12 protein-coding genes are annotated in these 16,414 nt (G+C 71.3%); 7 read left to right on the top strand and 5 right to left on the bottom strand.

Annotation, left to right across the window (positions count from 1 at the left end):
• The first annotated feature begins 4 nt into the window (after nt 1-4).
• The 4 genes from JIW86_RS33480 (at nt 5) to JIW86_RS33465 (ending at nt 8,355) form a co-directional block, all read left to right on the top strand.
• Nucleotides 5-4,684, top strand: a complete 4,680-nt coding sequence (locus JIW86_RS33480) for a type I polyketide synthase (protein ID WP_257557635.1) — start codon at nt 5-7, stop codon at nt 4,682-4,684.
• Nucleotides 4,681-5,349, top strand: coding sequence for a 4'-phosphopantetheinyl transferase family protein (locus JIW86_RS33475; RefSeq protein ID WP_257557633.1), 669 nt, complete (start codon nt 4,681-4,683; stop codon nt 5,347-5,349). The genes JIW86_RS33480 and JIW86_RS33475 overlap by 4 nt, the downstream gene beginning before the upstream one ends.
• Nucleotides 5,350-5,463: 114 nt before the next feature.
• Complete coding sequence (locus tag JIW86_RS33470; protein WP_257557632.1) at nt 5,464-7,896, top strand: SpoIIE family protein phosphatase; 2,433 nt, start codon at nt 5,464-5,466, stop codon at nt 7,894-7,896.
• A 228-nt stretch (nt 7,897-8,124) separates the two neighbouring features.
• The gene (locus tag JIW86_RS33465) at nt 8,125-8,355 is read left to right on the top strand and encodes a response regulator transcription factor (protein WP_215144919.1); all 231 of its coding nucleotides are present in this window, start codon (nt 8,125-8,127) and stop codon (nt 8,353-8,355) included.
• Between the two features lie 16 nt (nt 8,356-8,371).
• Here JIW86_RS33465 and JIW86_RS33460 read toward each other — a convergent pair whose 3' ends face one another.
• From JIW86_RS33460 to JIW86_RS33440, 5 genes are all read right to left on the bottom strand, one after another.
• Nucleotides 8,372-9,388, bottom strand: a complete 1,017-nt coding sequence (locus JIW86_RS33460; RefSeq protein ID WP_257557631.1) for a serine/threonine-protein kinase — start codon at nt 9,386-9,388, stop codon at nt 8,372-8,374.
• A 188-nt stretch (nt 9,389-9,576) separates the two neighbouring features.
• Nucleotides 9,577-10,173, bottom strand: a complete 597-nt coding sequence (locus JIW86_RS33455; RefSeq protein ID WP_257557630.1) for a hypothetical protein — start codon at nt 10,171-10,173, stop codon at nt 9,577-9,579.
• Nucleotides 10,174-10,289: 116 nt separating this feature from the next.
• Nucleotides 10,290-10,766, bottom strand: a complete 477-nt coding sequence (locus JIW86_RS33450; protein ID WP_257557629.1) for a hypothetical protein — start codon at nt 10,764-10,766, stop codon at nt 10,290-10,292.
• 106 nt (nt 10,767-10,872) lie between these two features.
• A complete protein-coding gene (locus JIW86_RS33445; protein ID WP_215144925.1) occupies nt 10,873-11,436 on the bottom strand; it encodes a hypothetical protein in 564 nt (187 codons plus the stop codon).
• Nucleotides 11,437-11,718: 282 nt separating this feature from the next.
• Nucleotides 11,719-12,753 (bottom strand): helix-turn-helix domain-containing protein, encoded by a 1,035-nt coding sequence (locus JIW86_RS33440; protein ID WP_257557628.1) that lies wholly within the window; start codon nt 12,751-12,753, stop codon nt 11,719-11,721.
• A 108-nt stretch (nt 12,754-12,861) separates the two neighbouring features.
• Between JIW86_RS33440 and JIW86_RS33435 the strand changes: the two genes are divergently transcribed.
• The 3 genes from JIW86_RS33435 to JIW86_RS33425 all read left to right on the top strand — a co-directional run bounded on the left by JIW86_RS33435 (nt 12,862) and on the right by JIW86_RS33425 (nt 16,246).
• Nucleotides 12,862-13,755: an alpha/beta hydrolase gene (locus JIW86_RS33435; protein ID WP_257557627.1), complete on the top strand. Its 894-nt coding sequence runs from the start codon at nt 12,862-12,864 to the stop codon at nt 13,753-13,755.
• Nucleotides 13,756-13,880: 125 nt separating this feature from the next.
• Nucleotides 13,881-15,104, top strand: a complete 1,224-nt coding sequence (locus tag JIW86_RS33430; protein WP_416237699.1) for a serine hydrolase domain-containing protein — start codon at nt 13,881-13,883, stop codon at nt 15,102-15,104.
• Between the two features lie 74 nt (nt 15,105-15,178).
• Nucleotides 15,179-16,246, top strand: a complete 1,068-nt coding sequence (locus tag JIW86_RS33425) for a hypothetical protein (protein ID WP_257557626.1) — start codon at nt 15,179-15,181, stop codon at nt 16,244-16,246.
• The last annotated feature ends 168 nt before the right edge of the window (nt 16,247-16,414 follow it).

Below are 16,414 nucleotides of genomic sequence, written 5' to 3'. Positions count from 1 at the left end.
CCCCATGTCTGACATCGCGATCACCGGACTCGGCTGCCGCTTCCCCGGCGCCCCCGACCTCCACGCCTACTGGGAGCTCCTGATGAGCGGCGAACGGCAGTTCTCCGCCGTCCCGAGGGAGCGCTGGAACCACGAGACGTTCCACGAGCCCGCCAACCGGTCGGCCCCCAATGCCGCGTACACCGACCAGGTCGCCTTCCTGGACGAAGTGGACCGCTTCGCCGCCCAGCACTACGGGGTGCCGCCCGCCCGTGCCCGGGCCATGGACCCGCAGCACCGGCTGATGCTCGACGTCGCCCGCGAGGCCCTCGAGGACGCGGGGCTGGGACGCGGCGACTTCGACCGGGAGAACACCGGGGTCTTCCTCGGACTGTCGGTGTCCGACTACAAGGACCTCATGTCGGCCCCCATCCGGGCCATCACCCTGGCCGAGCAGTCGCTCGCGGCAGACGACGCCGACGGCCTTGCCGCCGTCAAGGAGCAGGCAGGACAGCTCGGCACCATCCAGAGCTTCACCCTGCCCGGGAGCCTCCTCAACATGGCGTCCGGCACCGTCAGCCGGCAATTCGACCTCGGCGGCCCCAGCTTCGCCGTCGACGCCGCCTGTTCCGGCTCACTGGTCGCCCTCGACCAGGCGATGGCCCAGCTGCGCCAGGGCAGCTGCCGGATCGCCGTCGTCGGCGGCGTGTACCTCAACCTCACCCCCGACAGCCTGGTCGGTTTCTCCAGACTCCGTGCACTGTCCGCCACCGGGGTGTGCCGCCCGTTCGACGAGGGGGCCGACGGCTTCGTCCTGGGCGAAGGCAGCGGCGCTGTCGTCATACGGCCGCTCGCCGACGCACTCGCCGACGGCGACCGGGTCTACGCGGTGATCAAGGGCATCGGCTCGGCCAACGACGGCGCGTCTCCCGGGCCGCTGGTTCCCACCGCCGAAGGCCAGCTGCGCGCCATGCGCCGGGCCTACGACGACGCGGGTGTCGCCCCCTCTTCCGTGGGTTTCCTCGAGGCCCACGGCACCGGTACCTCCGTCGGTGACCGTTCCGAGATCGAGGCGCTGCGCCGGCTGCGCACCGAGTACCCCGACGAGGACCCCGGTCTGTGCTACCTCGCCGCGGGCAAGGCCCTCATCGGGCACTCCCTGTCCGCGGCGGGCATCGCGGGACTGATCAAGACGGCCCTGGTCGTCCATCACGGCACGATCGTGCCGCAGCCGGAGACCACCCCCCATCCGGACCTGGGCGTTTCCGCCGCGGGCCTGCGCTTCGCCGACAGCGCGCGGCCCTGGCCGACCGCGGGTACGGGCAGGGGCGCCCCGCGGCGGGCCGCCGTCAGCTCGTTCGGATTCGGCGGCACGAACGTCCACGTGATCCTGGAGGAGCAGCCCTCCCCGGCCGTCCGCCGCCTCCCGGTACGCACCCAAGCCGCCGGACCTCACCTGGTCCTGCTCTCGGCCGGAAACCGTGAGCTGCTGGACCGGCACATCGGCGAGGTGCTCGACAGCATCGACCGCGCACCCCACACGCCGATCGCGGCGGTGGCCCACACCCTGGGCGCCCGTGAGCCGCTGACGGCCCGCCTCGCGATCGTGGCCTGCGACACGGAGGAATTCACCCAGCGGCTGCGGCACGCCCGCCGGCAGCTCGCCGACGGAGCGGGCGGCGACCTCGGCGACGGCAACGGGGGCGACCTCGGCGACGGCGCCTTCTACGCCGACGCTCCCCTGCCGGCCGAGCAGCGCCGCATCGCCTTCCTCTTCCCCGGTCAGGGCAGCCAGCGGCCGGGCATGATGCAGGACCTCTACGAGAGGTTCACCGGTTTCCGTGCGGCAGTCGACGCCCTCGGCGCCGTGGCCCGCCAGGACAGCGGCCTCGACCTCACCGATCTGCTGTACGGCGAGGCCGCGGCCGGCCACGGCGACGCCGAGCAGCTCAGGCAGCGGCTCGCCGCCACCGATGTGTGCCAGCCCCTGCTCGGTACCGTCCAGATCGCGGCCACCCGCCTGCTCGCCGACTGCGGCGTCACTCCCGGCCTCGCCCTCGGCCACAGCGTCGGAGAGTTCGCGGCGGCCGCGGCGGCCGGAGCGCTCACCGACGAGGACACCATCCGGCTCCTGGTCCACCGGGGAGCGGCCCTCCAGCGGGCCGGGACCGGCCTCGGGGGCGGGATGCTCGCCGTGCAGAGCGACAAGGAGACCTGCCACCGGCTCGTCGACGGCATCGACGACGTGTGGCCGGCCTGCTTCAACCACGAGCGGCAGGTCGTGGTCAGCGGCACGCCTCAGGGGCTCGCCGCCGTACGGCAGGCCTGCGCCGACGCCGGGATCGTCACCGCCGCGCTCGACGTCTCCCACGCCTTCCACTCGCCGCTGCTGGCCTGCGCCGAGGAGACGATGCGCGCGGGCCTCGCCAACCGCCCCGTCAGCAGTCCCGTCCTGCCGTTCGTCTCGTCGGTGAACGCGGAGCTGTGCACCGACCCCGGCCGGCTGCGCGAGCTGTGGGCCCTCCACGCGTCCACGCCCGTCCGCTTCAGCGACGCCGTCCGCACCGCCTACGACCAGGGGGCCCGCGTCTTCCTCCAGGTGGCCGGCGGCAGCTCGCTCCTCACCTCGGTCCGCCGCAACCTCACCGGCCACAACGACATCCACGTCGTCCCCGCGGCGGGGGTGGCACCGGACCGCGGACGCGACTTCGTCCTGGCCCTCGCCCGGCTCGCGGTCCTGGGCGTCCCGGTCGACCCGCGCGCCCTGATTCCCCGGGAAGACCGCCGTCTGCTGGACCTGCCGGTGGCGAAGCTCGACACCCAGTCCTACTGGCTGTCCGACCAGCGCCCCGCGAAGCGGGACACCCCCGCCGACTCCCTCCCGCCCCGCCCCGCACCCCTCGAAGAGACCCCGATGGATCACCCCGCCGATCACCCGATGAACGAGCTGCTCCGGCTGGCTCAGCAGCAGGTGACGCTGCTGGCCCGCCTCACCGAGGCGCTCCCCGCGCCGAACCCCGCCGTACAGGTCACCGCCCCGCCGACGGCCGGAACCACACCGGTGCCCGCTTCCCCCGCCTTCCCGGCCGTCACGGCCGTCCCGGCCGACGAGGCGCCGACGCCGCCGCCGCCGACCGGGGAACTCGACGAGGTCACCGACGCCGTGCTCGCGCACGTGGCGCGGATCAGCGCGTTCCCGGTGGGTCATCTGCGCAAGGACCAGCTCCTGATCGACGAGCTCGGTTTTGACTCGCTGATGCTGACCGACCTGTTCACCTCCCTGAAGCGGCAATGGCCGCGGTGGACGTTCGACGAGACGACCGCTGACCGGCCCACCGTCGGGAGCATCGCCGCGCTGATCGCGGGCGGCTCCCCGGACGCCGCGCCGGCAGCCTTCCCCGCACAGCGCGCCGACCGCGGGGAAGAAGCCCCCTCCCCGGCGCCCGCCGAGCCGGTCGCCTCCGCCACCGCCCCGCTTCCCGAAGAGCACACGCGGATCGAGTGCTTCCCGGAGGTCACCGCCCACGGCGAGCGCATCACCGCCCTCACCGGGACGGGGCTGCCCAATCCGTACTTCCTCGTCCACGAGGGCGTTATGACGGACACGACCGTCATCGACGGCCGGGAACTCCTCTCGTTCTCCAGCTACAACTACCTGGGCATGGCCACACACCCCCAGGTGAACGAGGCGGCGAAGGACGCGATCGAGCGCTACGGCACGTCGGTTTCCGCCAGCCGGCTGCTGTCCGGCAGCCGTCCGCTGCACCGGGAACTCGACACGGAACTCGCCGGCCTGCTCGGATGCGAGGCCGCGATCACCCTGGCCAACGGGCACGCCACCAACGTCACCGTGATCGGGCACCTCGTCGGCCCCGGGGACCTCGTCATCCACGACTCCCTCGCCCACGACAGCATCCTCCAGGGGTGCAAGCTGTCCGGCGCGACCCGACGGCCGTTCCCCCACAACGACGCGGCCGCCCTCGACGCCGTCCTCACGCAGGTCCGCGACCAGTACCGGCGGGTGCTCGTCGTCATCGAGGGCGTGTACAGCATGGACGGCGACATCGCCGACCTGCCCGCCCTCGTCGAGGTCAAGCGCCGGCACGGCGCGCTGCTGATGATCGACGAGGCGCACAGCATCGGAACGATCGGTGCGACGGGGCGCGGCATCGGCGAGTACTTCGGCATCGACCGCTCGGCCGTGGACCTGTGGTCGGGCACGCTGTCCAAGGCACTGGCGAGCTGCGGTGGCTACGTCGCCGGTAACCGCTCGGTCGTCGACTACCTGCGCTACACCGTTCCGGGCTTCGTCTTCAGCGCCGGCATGACCCCGGCCGACACCGCCGCCTCCCTGACCGCCCTGCGCGTGCTGCGTGCCGAGCCGGAGCGCGTGGCCCGTCTCGCGGAGAACGCCGCGCTGTTCGTCCGCCTCGCGGGCGCGGCGGGGATCGACATCGGGGACAGTCATGACACGGCGATCGTCCCGTGCATCGTCGGGGACTCGCTGAAGACCCTGCGGCTCGCGGAGGCCCTCTTCCAGCAGGGCATCAGCGTCAATCCGATCCTCTACCCGGCCGTGCCCGAGGAGATGGCCCGGCTGCGCTTCTTCCTCACCTGTGAACACACGCCCGACCAGATCCGGTACGCCGTGACCGCCCTGGAGGGCGAGCTGCGGCACCTGGACCCGGTCCCCGCCGCCGCATGAGCCCCGCGGCCGTGCACCCCGCCTTCCCGTCGATCGCGCCGGGACACGTCCACCGGTGGGGCGGAGCCCGCGTCATCGTGGCCCGGCGTACCGACCTCGGCCAGGCAGGCCAGGCACCGCCTCTCTCCCCGGCCGAACGGCACTTGGTCCGGGCGCTGCCGGCCTGGCGGCAGGCCGAGTGGGTGGCCGGCCGGCTGCTCGCCAAGCGCCTGGTCGGCGAGTTCGTCGCCGCGCCGGCGCAGGACGTGGAGATCCTCCCGCGTGACGACGGCAGCCCCGGCGTCGTCGTCGGCGGCAGCCCGATGCATGCCGTGAACGTCTCCATCAGCCACACCTCCCGATACGTCGCCGCGGCCCTCGCACCGGAACCGGTCGGCGTGGACCTGTGCGAGAGGGTTTCGGCCGCCGCGGTACGCCGTGTCGCGGACCACGCCTTCTCGCCCGGGGAGCTCTCCCTCGTCGGTACGGACCGGCCGGATGCCCTGGCAGGCGCCTGGGCGCTGAAGGAAGCCGCGGTCAAGGCCGACCGCAGCGGCGTCTTCGGCGCCGCTCCGCGCCACATCGCGATCCTCGGCCTGCGGCCGCCCGTACTCGGCGGACGGCGCCGCGCGATGGTGTGGCAGGCGGGAGACGCGGTCCTCGCCCTTGTCCTCGCCCGCCCGTGACGGCACTGCGTTGGTGCTCCCCGGCCCGCCGGATCATGCTTGTCAGTGGAGCCCCTGGCCGTGCAATGCCGTGGAACAGCGGCAAAGGAACTAGCGAGGGTGAGATGAGCGGCGATGGAGCAAGTTCCCACCTCTCCTGGTGAGCGGCCGGAGCAGGCGAGCGCCTCCCCCGAGTCGGCGTACACGGCCACGGCCACCATCAGCGAGCAGGGCATCGTGACCGAGTGGAGCGAGGATGCCCGTCGGCTGCTCGGCTACGTGCCCTCCGAGGTACTGGGACTGCCCGCCGCCCAGCTGCTCGCCGACGGCGCCGGCGATACGGCGTGGCGGATCCCGTCCGGGCAGGAGCGGTGGAGCGGCACGGTGGCGCTGCGGCACCGGGACGGCCGGCGGCTGCAACTGGGGCTGCTCGCGCACCGCTGGACGTCCACCGGCGGGACCGCCAAGTGGTTCGTGGTGTCCGCCGTGGCGGGCGAGCCCCGCACGCCCCGGGGCGTATCGCTGAACGAATGGGCGTTCACCCAGTCCCCCTGCTTCATGGCGATCTTCGACGCGGACCTGCGGCTGGTGCGGGCGAACGCCGGCATGGAGCGCACGCTGTCCCTCACGGAGGCCGAGATGCGCGGGCTGCGCCTGCCGGACATCGCGCCGGATCCCGTGAGCGACGAGACCGAGCGGAAGATGCGCCTGGTGCTGGAGACCGGTGAGCCGCAGTACGAGGAGGCCTTCGTCCGCCCCACGGGCGCGAGCACGGAGCACGGCTGGGCGACCTCGCTGGCCCCTTTGCGGGACCGGGACGGCCGGGTGCACGCGGTGTGCCTGGCCGCGCACGACAGGACCGGGATCGAGGGCGACCGGCAGCTGATGCTCCTGCCGGACGACGCCGGCGCCCGCATCGGCACCACCATGGACAGCGCCCGCACCGCGCAGGAGCTGGCCGACGCCGCCGTCCCCCGGTTCGCCGATTTCGCGCTCGTCGACCTGCTGGAGCCTCCCCCGCGCGCTGACGAGCCGCCCACCGGCCCGGTGGCAGGTCCGGTCACCGTGTCCCGTACGGCCGCGCGGTCGGTCCTCGAAGGAAGCCCGGAGTCCCGGGTCGCCGTCGGAGAGACGGTCGTCTATCCGCCGCTGTCGCCTCCCGTCGAGTGTCTGGCCGCGGGCCGTGGCGCCGTGCACGGGACGAGCGACTCGGCCGTCGCCCGATGGGTGGCCGAGGACCCGGGGGCCTCCTGGATCCGAGAGAACGGGACCCACTCGATGATGGTGGTGCCGCTGCGTTTCGGCGGCACCACGCTCGGCCTGGCCGTGTTCGGCCGTCACCAGCGCCGGGAGCCCTTCCAGCCGGAAGACCTGTGGCTGGCCCAGGAGCTCACGGCCAGGGCGGCCGCCAGCATCCACAAGGCGCGCCGGTTCAACCGGGAGCACACCAGCACCATGACGCTGCAGCGCAGCCTGCTCCCGCAGTCGCTGCCCCATCACGCGGCGCTCGAGACCGCCTCCCGCTACCTGCCCGCCGGTACCGATGCCGGAGTGGGAGGCGACTGGTTCGACGTGATTCCGCTGTCCGGCGCCCGGGTGGCCCTGGTCGTGGGCGATGTCGTCGGCCACGGCATCCGTGCCGCCGCCACCATGGGCCGGCTGCGCACCGCGGTACGCACCCTGGCCGACGTCGACCTGCCGCCCGACGAGCTGCTCACCCACCTCGATGACCTGATCATCCACCTGTCGGCCGACGAGGCCGACCGGGACGGCGCCGGGGAAACGGCCGGGGGCATCGGCACCACCTGCCTGTACGTGGTCTACGACCCGGTCACCCGCCACTGCACCGTCGCCCGGGCCGGCCACCCGCCGCCCGTCGTGGTCTCCCCGGAAGGCTCCGTGTACCTCCTCGACGTCCCGGCCGGCCCGCCGCTGGGCCTGGGGGGCCTGCCCTTCGAGACCATCGACGTCGAGCTTCCCGAGGGCAGCATCCTCGCCCTTTACACCGATGGTCTGCTGCAACCCCGTGAGCGCGACATCGACGAGGCCCTGGACGGCATGTTCGCGGCCCTCTCCCGTCCCGCCTCCACGCTGGACACGGTCTGCGACCGCGTGCTGACGGCTCTGCTGACTCACCCTCCCGATGACGACGTCGCCCTGCTCGTCGCCCGGACCCGGGCCCTCCACGCCGACAAGGTCGTCGTCTGGGACCTGCCCTCCGACCCCTCCATCGTCTCCAGCGCCCGTCGGCACACCACCGACCAGCTGACGGCCTGGGGGCTCGACGAGGCCGCGTTCGTCAGCGAGCTCGTGGTCAGCGAGCTGGTCACCAATGCCATCCGCTACGGCCAGCCGCCCATCCAGCTCCGGCTGATCCACCAGGACCGCACCCTGATCTGCGAAGTCTCCGACTCGAGCAATACCGCCCCGCACATGCGGCGCGCCCGGACCTTCGACGAGGGCGGGCGGGGCCTGCTGCTGGTCGCCCAGCTGGCGAGGCGCTGGGGCACCCGGCACGCCTCGATCGGCAAGACCATCTGGGCCGAGCAGTCCCTGGTCGGGTACTGAGGCATCGGGTACCGAGGCATCCGGTACTGAGGCATCCAGACGCGCGGGCGTTCCCTGTGCGTTCCCTGCGGCGTTCCCTGTGACACGCCCGTGACAGTCGGCGGACAGCGCCATGACGTCGCCCGAACAAGCTCTTTAACAAGGACATACACCGACATTCAGGCATATGTCCCCTGCTTCCGAGGACGTGAGCATCGATGACCGAGCCGATTCGTCGGAGGGAATCCCATGAGCCTCACACTCACCATGCCGAACGCCGAAACCACCGCACCCGCGCTGGCCCCGCGTGAGCAGGAGGCACTGCGACACATCGCAGCAGGGTGCACCTACCTGCAAGCGGCCCGCCACATGGGGCTCTCGAAGCACACGGTCGACGCCTACCTCCGCCGGATCCGCGCCAAGCTGGGCATCAACACCACGGCGGAAATGACCCGGCTGGCCATCTCCCTGGGGCTGTGACACCGGACCGGATGACCTACGGCCCCCCAGGCGGGCCGTGGAAGACAGGCCGGGCCCAGGCCGGAGGCTCCGGGGGCGGCTCGGGGTTCGCCGAGACCCCGGCAGACCGGGCACCCGCGGGGGATGACGGATCGGCCCGATGGCCGCCACCGTTCCCGGTGGCGGCGCGCAGGGCCGCCACGAATTCCAGGCACGAGCCGTAACGGTCCTCGGGAACCTTCGCGAGGGCCTTTTGCATGACCTCGTCGGCGGCGGACGCGATTTCCGGCCTCCTCTCGTTCAAGAGAGGGGGCTGGTCGTATTGGTGCGCCCACAGCAGCGCCGCGGCGTCGTCACGCTCGAAGGGCGGCCCGCCGGCGAGGGATTCGTAGACGACACAGGCGAGGCTGTAGAGATCGCACCTGCCGTCCACCGGCCGGCCGGAGATCTGTTCCGGTGCCATGTAGTCGAGCGTGCCGACGAACTCTCCCGTGGTGGTGAACCCGGTGAGCGCCAGCGACTTCTTCGTCAGTCCGAAGTCCGTGAGATAGATGTGTTCGGGGTGCTCGCTGTCGGTGCCCGCGGCGACCAGGATGTTGCCGGGCTTGACGTCCCGGTGCACCAGATCGTGCTCATGCGCCGCGTCGAGCGCGGATGCCACCTGGGCGGCGATACGAAGGGCGGTCGCGACGGGGAGCGGGCCGTCCCGGTCCAGCAGGGCTCGCATGTCCAGACCGGCGACGTAACGCATGGCGATGTACAGGACCCCGTCGGTCTCACCGGCTTCGAAGATCGGCACGATGTGCGGGTGGTCTATCGACGCGGCCACCCGCGATTCGTGCGTGAAGCGGCGCCGGAAGGTGTCGTCGCGGGCCCGCTCCGGGGCGATCAGCTTGAGCGCGACCGTACGGTCCAGGCGCAGATCCTTCGCGCAGTAGACGACGGCCATGCCGCCACGGCCGAGCATGCGCTCCACCCGGTAGCCCGCGATCTGCTTCCCGATCAGGGCGGACGGCCGGCCCGTGTACATGCTCAGGTTCGGTGCCGTGCCCATCAGACGGACCCCGTCCTCGATAGTCCGTGACCAGCCTCCGGACGACAGTCGACGCGACAGGCCGCTCTTCCGTACCTGAAAGTCTATCCAGCGGGCCGCACGAGTGCCCGGCCTGCTTGCTGCGGGTGCGGTGCCCGGCGCACGGATCGGGCCCGCAGCCGAGAGGCTGCGGGCCCGATCCGTGGGGGTCAGCCTTCGCCGCCGTCGCCACCGCGGCCGCCCTGACCGCTGGTCTGGCAGCCGATGCCGATGCAGATGCCGCCGTCACCGCCGAAGCCGCCGTCACCGCCGTCACCGCCGGGAGGCGCGGCCCCGCCGTTGCCACCGTTGCCGCCGTTGGAGCTGCCGTTGCACACTCCGGCACAGACCCCGCCGCTGCCGCCGTTCGTGCCGTTGCCGCCCACGGGGCCGGTAGTGCCGTTGCCCCCGTTGGCGCTGCCGTTGCACTGCCCGACACAGACCCCGCCCTTGGTTCCGTTGGTGCCGTTGACCGACCCGTCGCACTTGCCCGCGCACACCCTGTCACCGACGCGGACGGTGCCGTTGCCCACCTTGACGCTGCCGCTGCCGGCTTTGAGCTTGCCGAGCACCTTGCCGGCGCCGATCCGGTTCCCGCCCTGCCCGCTGTCACCGCTGCCGAGGGCGAGGCCGTGCTGCTGGACCGCGGAGACCTGGGCGGCCGGGGCTGCCGGAGCCGCTGAGGCGGCGGGCGCCATGGCACCGGCACCGATCAGGGTCGACGAGATGGCAATACCGAGACGAAACTTCCAAGAGCGCACTCGCATGAGATTCTCCTTGCCAAGAAATGGGTTCGTAGGTCATTCCGGTACCGGAAAGAAGCGGGCTCCCCGGCCCATTTGGGCCGGGGAGCCCTTCCGCCCCGGTTTTCCCGCACTGGTTCTCACTGGGAGAAGGGGGAGTCACCTCCCATCAGGGCGAACCAGTCACCTTCCTTGTACTGCTCCTTCCAGGTGTCGATCTGGCTCTCGGAGATCTTGTACTTGTCGGCGATCTTCTCCTTCATCTCGTCCGAGTCGTCGGCCATCAGGATCAGCACGATCTGCACCTTGTCGACCACCGACAGCTCCGACTTGTCCTTGTCGGGCAGGTCACTGAAGCGGAGGCATCCTGCGCGGCCGGGCTGGCCGGGCTCGCCCGGCTTACCGGGCTTACCGCCCTTGCCACCCTCTCCACCCTTGCCGCCCTCTCCACCCTTGCCGAGCTTGAAGCAGGGTTCCGGGTGGTCGGCGACGGCCGAAGAGCTGGCGCCGGTCGGGGTGTGGGACTGCGACGCTTGCGCGGCACAGGCCGTACCGGTGACGAGGGCCAGGGAGGCCGCCGCCAGGATGAGCGGACGCTGCCAGGAAATCGTGAACATGGGGGTTTCTCCGTTGCCGTCGTCGAGAGGGGTGGGGGGTGAGAAAGGGGTGGGGGGTGGGGGTGGAGGCCGTGAAGGCCTCCACCCCGTCGGACCGAGGCGCCTGTCAGAAGATGGAGCCGCCACCGTTGCCGGCGTTCCCGCCGAGGCCACCGATCAGGCCGCCGAAGCCACCGTCACCGGCGTCGCCGCCCTTGCCGCCCTTGAAGATGCTGAAGCCGCCGTCGCCGCCGTTGCCGCCCTTGCCACCGAACAGCGTCCCGTCGCCGCCCCCGCCGCCGCCGCCGCCCTCGCCGCCCTCGAGGATTCCGGTGCCGCCCTTGCCGCCGTCGCCGCCGGCGCCACCGATACGGCCTTCGCCGCCACCGCCGCCACCGCCGCCGCCACCGCCGACGAGGACCCCGTCGCCACCGGCGCCACCGCCGCCACCCTTGCCGCCGGTGCCGAGGACGCTGCCACCGCCGGCGCCGCCGGAACCGCCGCCGCCTCCGACGAGGCCGCCGCTGCCGCCCTTGCCACCCTTTCCTCCGGCGCCACCGTCACTCGGCAGGGCCGTGGCCACGTGTCCGGGCATCGGAGCCGCAGTTGCCACGGAGGCCGGAAGGGCGATCCCTCCACCGATGAAAGCGATGGAAGCGGCCAGCGACGCGATACGAATCTTGCGGTTCATGATTTTCTCCTAGCTATGACGAATATTGAGGTGCCCCGGGGATTCGGGACGGTGCGGTGATATCGGGGAGAGGAGAAACCCTCCGGGAGGAGGTCTTCCGTCTCTGCCCTGTTGCCTCGTTCCGTTTCCGGTGAGGCTTCCTTCCCGCTCCATAAGTAAGCCCCGCCGGGCACACCCGGGTCATGTTCCGGAAAGTCGGGACTTGACGCACCACAAAACACCAGGTAAAAGTCGCGTGCGCGCGCATCCGCAGCCGTCAGGAGCGGTGCGGGAGGGTCTTCCTCAGTCGTCGAGCAGCCGCCATGCGGTGAGGGCGATCCTGGCCCGTGTCAGCCCGCCGGGTTCGGTGAGCTCGATGCCCAGGGTCTTCGCGATCTGTTCCAGTCGGCGGGCGATGCTGCTGTGGTGCAGGTGGAGGAGGTCGGCTGCCCGGCGCAGGGAGCCGGTGGCGCAGTAGGTGTCCAGCGTCTGAAGATCCTCCGGGCTGCCTGCGATGCGGGCGATGGCGGCCACGTCGGCGTTGTCGCGCGAGACGTCCTGGGGTATCTCGGCCAGGAGCGCCAGCGCGCCCAGGCCGGCGTAGGGGATGACGGGTTCACGCGGGGTCGTGAAGCGGAGGGCGGTGCGGGCTTCCCGCCAGGCCCGGTCAAGGCGTCCGGCGGTGCTGATGCCCGCGCGTACGCCGGCCGGAAAGCGGGCCGGGTCCACGGTGGTGGCCAGGATGACGCCCACGTCGCCGAGCGGCGCCGCCTTCACCTGGCGGGCCGGGCACACCAGGCCGCCGATCCGGTCCAGCGCAAGCCGCGACCGTACGGCGACGACGTGGACCGGCGGGTCGGCAGCGAAACCGAGGAGCCGCAGCGCCCGGGCGCGGGCCGCCTCGTCGCTGTCGGCGCTGATCGCCAGTTCGACGAGGGCGGGGTCGGCCATGGTGGTGCGGGCCGGGCCGTACCGCTCGGCGACGGCCGCGGCGGCGATGGCGAGCCGGTCGAGGAGGACCTCGTCGAGCGGGCCGGGCGCTCCGGGGCGCTCCAGCCACGCCGTGCCGATCTCCTCCTCGTCGAGGGTGACCGGCACGGTGGTGGACGCGGATGCCGGCGGTGCGGACGCCTCCTTGCCATCGGGCGAGATCCGGATCGCCCGCCCGGTGCCGTGGAGCCGGATCCCGGCCACGCACTCGGCCAGGCCCGCCGAGGCCCGGGCGAGCGCCGGGAGGTCCACCCGCCGGCGCATCAGCGTGTCGTAGAAGGCGATGATGCGGATCGCGCCGTCCACGTACGGATCCAGTCCCGACAGCCGTAAAGCCAGTGCCTGCATGGCAGAAGGATAGGAGGGCAGGGGTGCGCCGATCGGTGCGTGATCGGGGCGGGATGCGCGACGGACGGCGGATGACCCCCGTGGGTGACGACCGTGAGGATGGTCGTCATGGATCCCGAACTCGAAGCATTCGTACCGTTCCTGCCTGACCTCGACATGGACGACCCGGTCGCCTCGCGCAAGGACTTCGCCGAGCGTGCCGCCGGGGCGCCGGCACCGGACACCTCGAACATGGAGGTCGAGGACCGCACCGTTCCCGCCGATCCGGACGTGGCGGTGCGGATCTACCGCCCGCACCGGGCACAGGGCGCCCTCGTCTGGCTGCACGGCGGCGGAGGCGTCTTCGGCGGCCTGGACAGCGAGCATCCGTGGGCCGCACGGCTCGCGGACCTCGCCGGGGCGGTGGTGATCTCGGTCGACTACCGCCTGGCGCCCGAGCACCGGTTCCCGGCCGCCCTGGACGACGCCTACGCCGTACTGACCTGGACCGCCGAGCACGCGGCCGAACTCGGCGTCGACCCGGAGCGGATCGCGGTCGGCGGTCACAGCGCCGGCGGGGGGCTCGCGGCCGCGGTGGCGTTGCGGGCGCGTGACCATCAGGGGCCGCCGATCCGCTTCCAGCTGCTCAACGAGCCCGGACTCGACGACCGGGAACAGACGTGGTCGCGCCGGGAGTTCACCGACGTGCCCTGGATGAACCGCGACAAGGTCGCCGCAGCATGGCGGCACTACCTGGGCTCCCAGCCCGCCACGCCGTACGCCGCCCCCGCGCGGGCCGCCGACCTGTCCGGCCTGCCCCCGGCGTACATCGCCACCGCGGAGCTCTGCCCCAACCGTGACGAGGACATCGCCTACGCGCTGCGCCTGCTGCAGGCGGGCGTGTCGGTCGACCTGCACCAGTGGCCCGGCACGTTCCACGGGTCGCAGGCGATCCTCTCCGCCGAGGTGTCGCAACGCCAGATCGCCGACCTCACCGCAGCCCTGCGCCGCGCGCTGGCCTAGGTCGTGTCTGCCGAACAGCACGGGGAGAGTGCCCCGTTGCCCACATTGATCGCGAAAGGACGGATGTCTTGAAGATCCGAATGGTGTTGTGCGGAGGCGTGGCCGCGCTGGTTGCCTGTACGGGCATGGTGGCGGCGGCCCCCGCACCCGACCGGACCGGCAGCCCGAGCCCGTCGTCCGGCTTCGATCCCGCGGAGCTGCAGTCCGCCATGGACGGTGTCCACAGCGCGGGGATACCGGGGGTGTACGCCGAGGTGCGCGATGCCGGCCTGACCTGGCGCGGCGCCTCCGGCGTCGCCGATGTCGGAACCGGCCGTCCCGTCAGGCCCGACATGCGCCACCGCGTCGGCAGCGTCACCAAGACCTTCACCGCCGCCGCCGTCATGCAGCAGGTCGAGCAGGGCCGGATCCGGCTCGACGCGCCGATCGGCGGCTATCTGCCGCAGCTGGTGCCCGGAGAGCGCGGCAGGAAGATCACGGTGCGGATGCTGCTCAACCACACCAGCGGCATCCCCGATTACATCCCCTACGCGTTCCCGTCCATCCAGGGGTTCCCTTCCCTGCCGGACGTCTCGTCCAAGAGCCTGGACGACAACCGGTTCAGGCAGTTCCGGCCGGCCGAGCTGATAGAGCTGGGGCTCGCGGCGCCTCCCGCCGGCGAGCCCGGAGCCCCCACGGGGGTGTACTCCAACACCAACTACCTGCTCCTCGGCCAACTCCTGGAGCAGGTGACCGGCACCCCGGCCGAGGAGTACATCACCCGGAACGTCATCGAGCGCGCCGGGCTCCGGCACACCGGGTTTCCGGCCGGACCGCGTATCGAGGGACCGCACTCGCGGATGTACGAGGCGTTGTGGGGCGTGATCGACCCGCCGCGCGACTACAGCGTCTACAACGCGTCCTGGACGGGGACGGGGGCCGCTCTCGTATCGACCATGGAGGATCTCAACCGCTTCTACGCCAGGCTGCTCGACGGCGGGATCGTCAACCGGTCGTCGCTGGCGCAGATGCAGCGCACGCTCCCGGTCCGCGCCCTGGACGGATCGACGGTCCAGTACGGCCTCGGTCTGCACAGGGTCGAGATCCGGGGCTGCGGCACCTTCTGGGGCCACGACGGCTCCGCCTGGGGGGCCGGAACGCTGTCCCTGACCCGGGCCGACGGCAAGCGACAGATGTCCGTCGCGGTCAACCTCCAGAGGTGGAACGGGCCGGACTCCTCGGGTAATCCGCAGCCCCACCCCATCGACGGCGCACTGTCGGCGCTGTACCGGCAAGCGATGTGCGATGACGGAAACGGCCGGGCCGAGAATGCCTCGCCGGCAAAGTTCCCAGGGACAATGGTCCTATAGCGCGCGGTAGCTCCCGGAAGCCAAAGTAGTGACCACGGCGAGGGCAAGTGGCACAGGCCATGACGGGAGTGATCATGACACAGATATCCATCGATCCCGGGCGCTTCAGCCAGTTCGGCGAGGCCACCGGAAGTACCTTCTGTCTGGTCACGAACCCCGAGTTGGCCGATCAGTTCGAGATCGTCGAATCCGCTGCGTACAAGGACTACCTGACGATCCCGATGGGAGCCGGCGACCGTTTCGAGGACCTCCTCGAAAAGCGGATACCGGAACCCGCCCACATTCTGGTGGTCTCACCCCACCGGTTCTTCGAATCTCCGGATCCCGATCTGGTGGGGCAGCGGAAGATCATGGGCATGGCGTGCAACTCGACGCCCACCACCCTCGATGAGATCCGGCACTTCCTCGGCGTCATGGAGCGGACCTCGTCGGTCGACCAGGCGGCGTTCTGCGACACGTTCTTCGAGCTCGCCGAAGAGGCCGACCACCTGGTGTACGCCGATCCCGTGCACGGCACCCGGGCCGTACTCGACCATCTCCGCGACGGCCTGGTGTGGAACCAGCAGGCCGGTCCGCTCGAGTGGGGCGACCAGCAGATCGTCCCGTCCGGCGAGATCAGCGTGCTGCCGGTGGAGATCAGGGAGTTCGACGAGGCCCTGAAACTGCCGCTGGAAGGCGAGATCACACTGCGCGGGTACCCGATCCTGCACAACGGCACCCCGTCCTTCTCCCGGACCGACCAGGCCCGCATCCACTCCCAGCTCTGGGCGATGCGTGACCACGCCATCAAGGCCAAGGTCGAGGACGGCAGGATCACGCGCCTGGAGGCGCTGGACCCGGGAGCCGCGCCGGCCGTGGCGATGCTGGAGCAGATGTTCGCGGTGGACTCCCGCTACCGGATCGTGTGGGAGATCGGCCACGCCCTCAACACCTCCCTCGACATCCTGCCCGGCAACCACGCCATGAACGAGGTGTACGGCGGCACGGAAGGCTGTCTCCACTACGGCCTCGGGCTCACTCCGTACACCCAATACCACCTGGACATCATTTCGCCCGACACGCGCGTCCTCACGAGTAATGGACTGGCGCTGATCGGACACCCGGACCACCCCACGGTGGAGAGGGTCGTCACCGCGGACTAGCGGCTATCGACCGTCCGACCGTTCGGGGTGAATGTAAAAAAATACAATTAACAGGAGGTGACTGTCATGAAGAAGATCAAGGTGCAGAAGAACCGTAACTACCTGGGCACGCTCCTGGGCTGAGTACCGACCCGTGGCGGGGCATGTGAATGCCCCGCCACGGGGTTC

The organism is Streptomyces sp. NBC_00162 (genome assembly GCF_024611995.1).
Classification (GTDB): domain Bacteria; phylum Actinomycetota; class Actinomycetes; order Streptomycetales; family Streptomycetaceae; genus Streptomyces.
Note: the sequence above shows the minus strand (reverse complement) of the source record. Positions and strands in the feature narration are given on the sequence as shown.

Coding starts and splice junctions, on each gene's coding strand:
- JIW86_RS33480 (WP_257557635.1), top strand. CDS start 5: ATGTCTGACATCGCGATCACCGGACTCGGCTGCCGCTTCCCCGGCGCC.
- JIW86_RS33475 (WP_257557633.1), top strand. CDS start 4,681: ATGAGCCCCGCGGCCGTGCACCCCGCCTTCCCGTCGATCGCGCCGGGA.
- JIW86_RS33470 (WP_257557632.1), top strand. CDS start 5,464: ATGGAGCAAGTTCCCACCTCTCCTGGTGAGCGGCCGGAGCAGGCGAGC.
- JIW86_RS33465 (WP_215144919.1), top strand. CDS start 8,125: ATGAGCCTCACACTCACCATGCCGAACGCCGAAACCACCGCACCCGCG.
- JIW86_RS33460 (WP_257557631.1), bottom strand. CDS start 9,388: ATGGGCACGGCACCGAACCTGAGCATGTACACGGGCCGGCCGTCCGCC.
- JIW86_RS33455 (WP_257557630.1), bottom strand. CDS start 10,173: ATGCGAGTGCGCTCTTGGAAGTTTCGTCTCGGTATTGCCATCTCGTCG.
- JIW86_RS33450 (WP_257557629.1), bottom strand. CDS start 10,766: ATGTTCACGATTTCCTGGCAGCGTCCGCTCATCCTGGCGGCGGCCTCC.
- JIW86_RS33445 (WP_215144925.1), bottom strand. CDS start 11,436: ATGAACCGCAAGATTCGTATCGCGTCGCTGGCCGCTTCCATCGCTTTC.
- JIW86_RS33440 (WP_257557628.1), bottom strand. CDS start 12,753: ATGCAGGCACTGGCTTTACGGCTGTCGGGACTGGATCCGTACGTGGAC.
- JIW86_RS33435 (WP_257557627.1), top strand. CDS start 12,862: ATGGATCCCGAACTCGAAGCATTCGTACCGTTCCTGCCTGACCTCGAC.
- JIW86_RS33430 (WP_416237699.1), top strand. CDS start 13,881: ATGGTGGCGGCGGCCCCCGCACCCGACCGGACCGGCAGCCCGAGCCCG.
- JIW86_RS33425 (WP_257557626.1), top strand. CDS start 15,179: ATGACACAGATATCCATCGATCCCGGGCGCTTCAGCCAGTTCGGCGAG.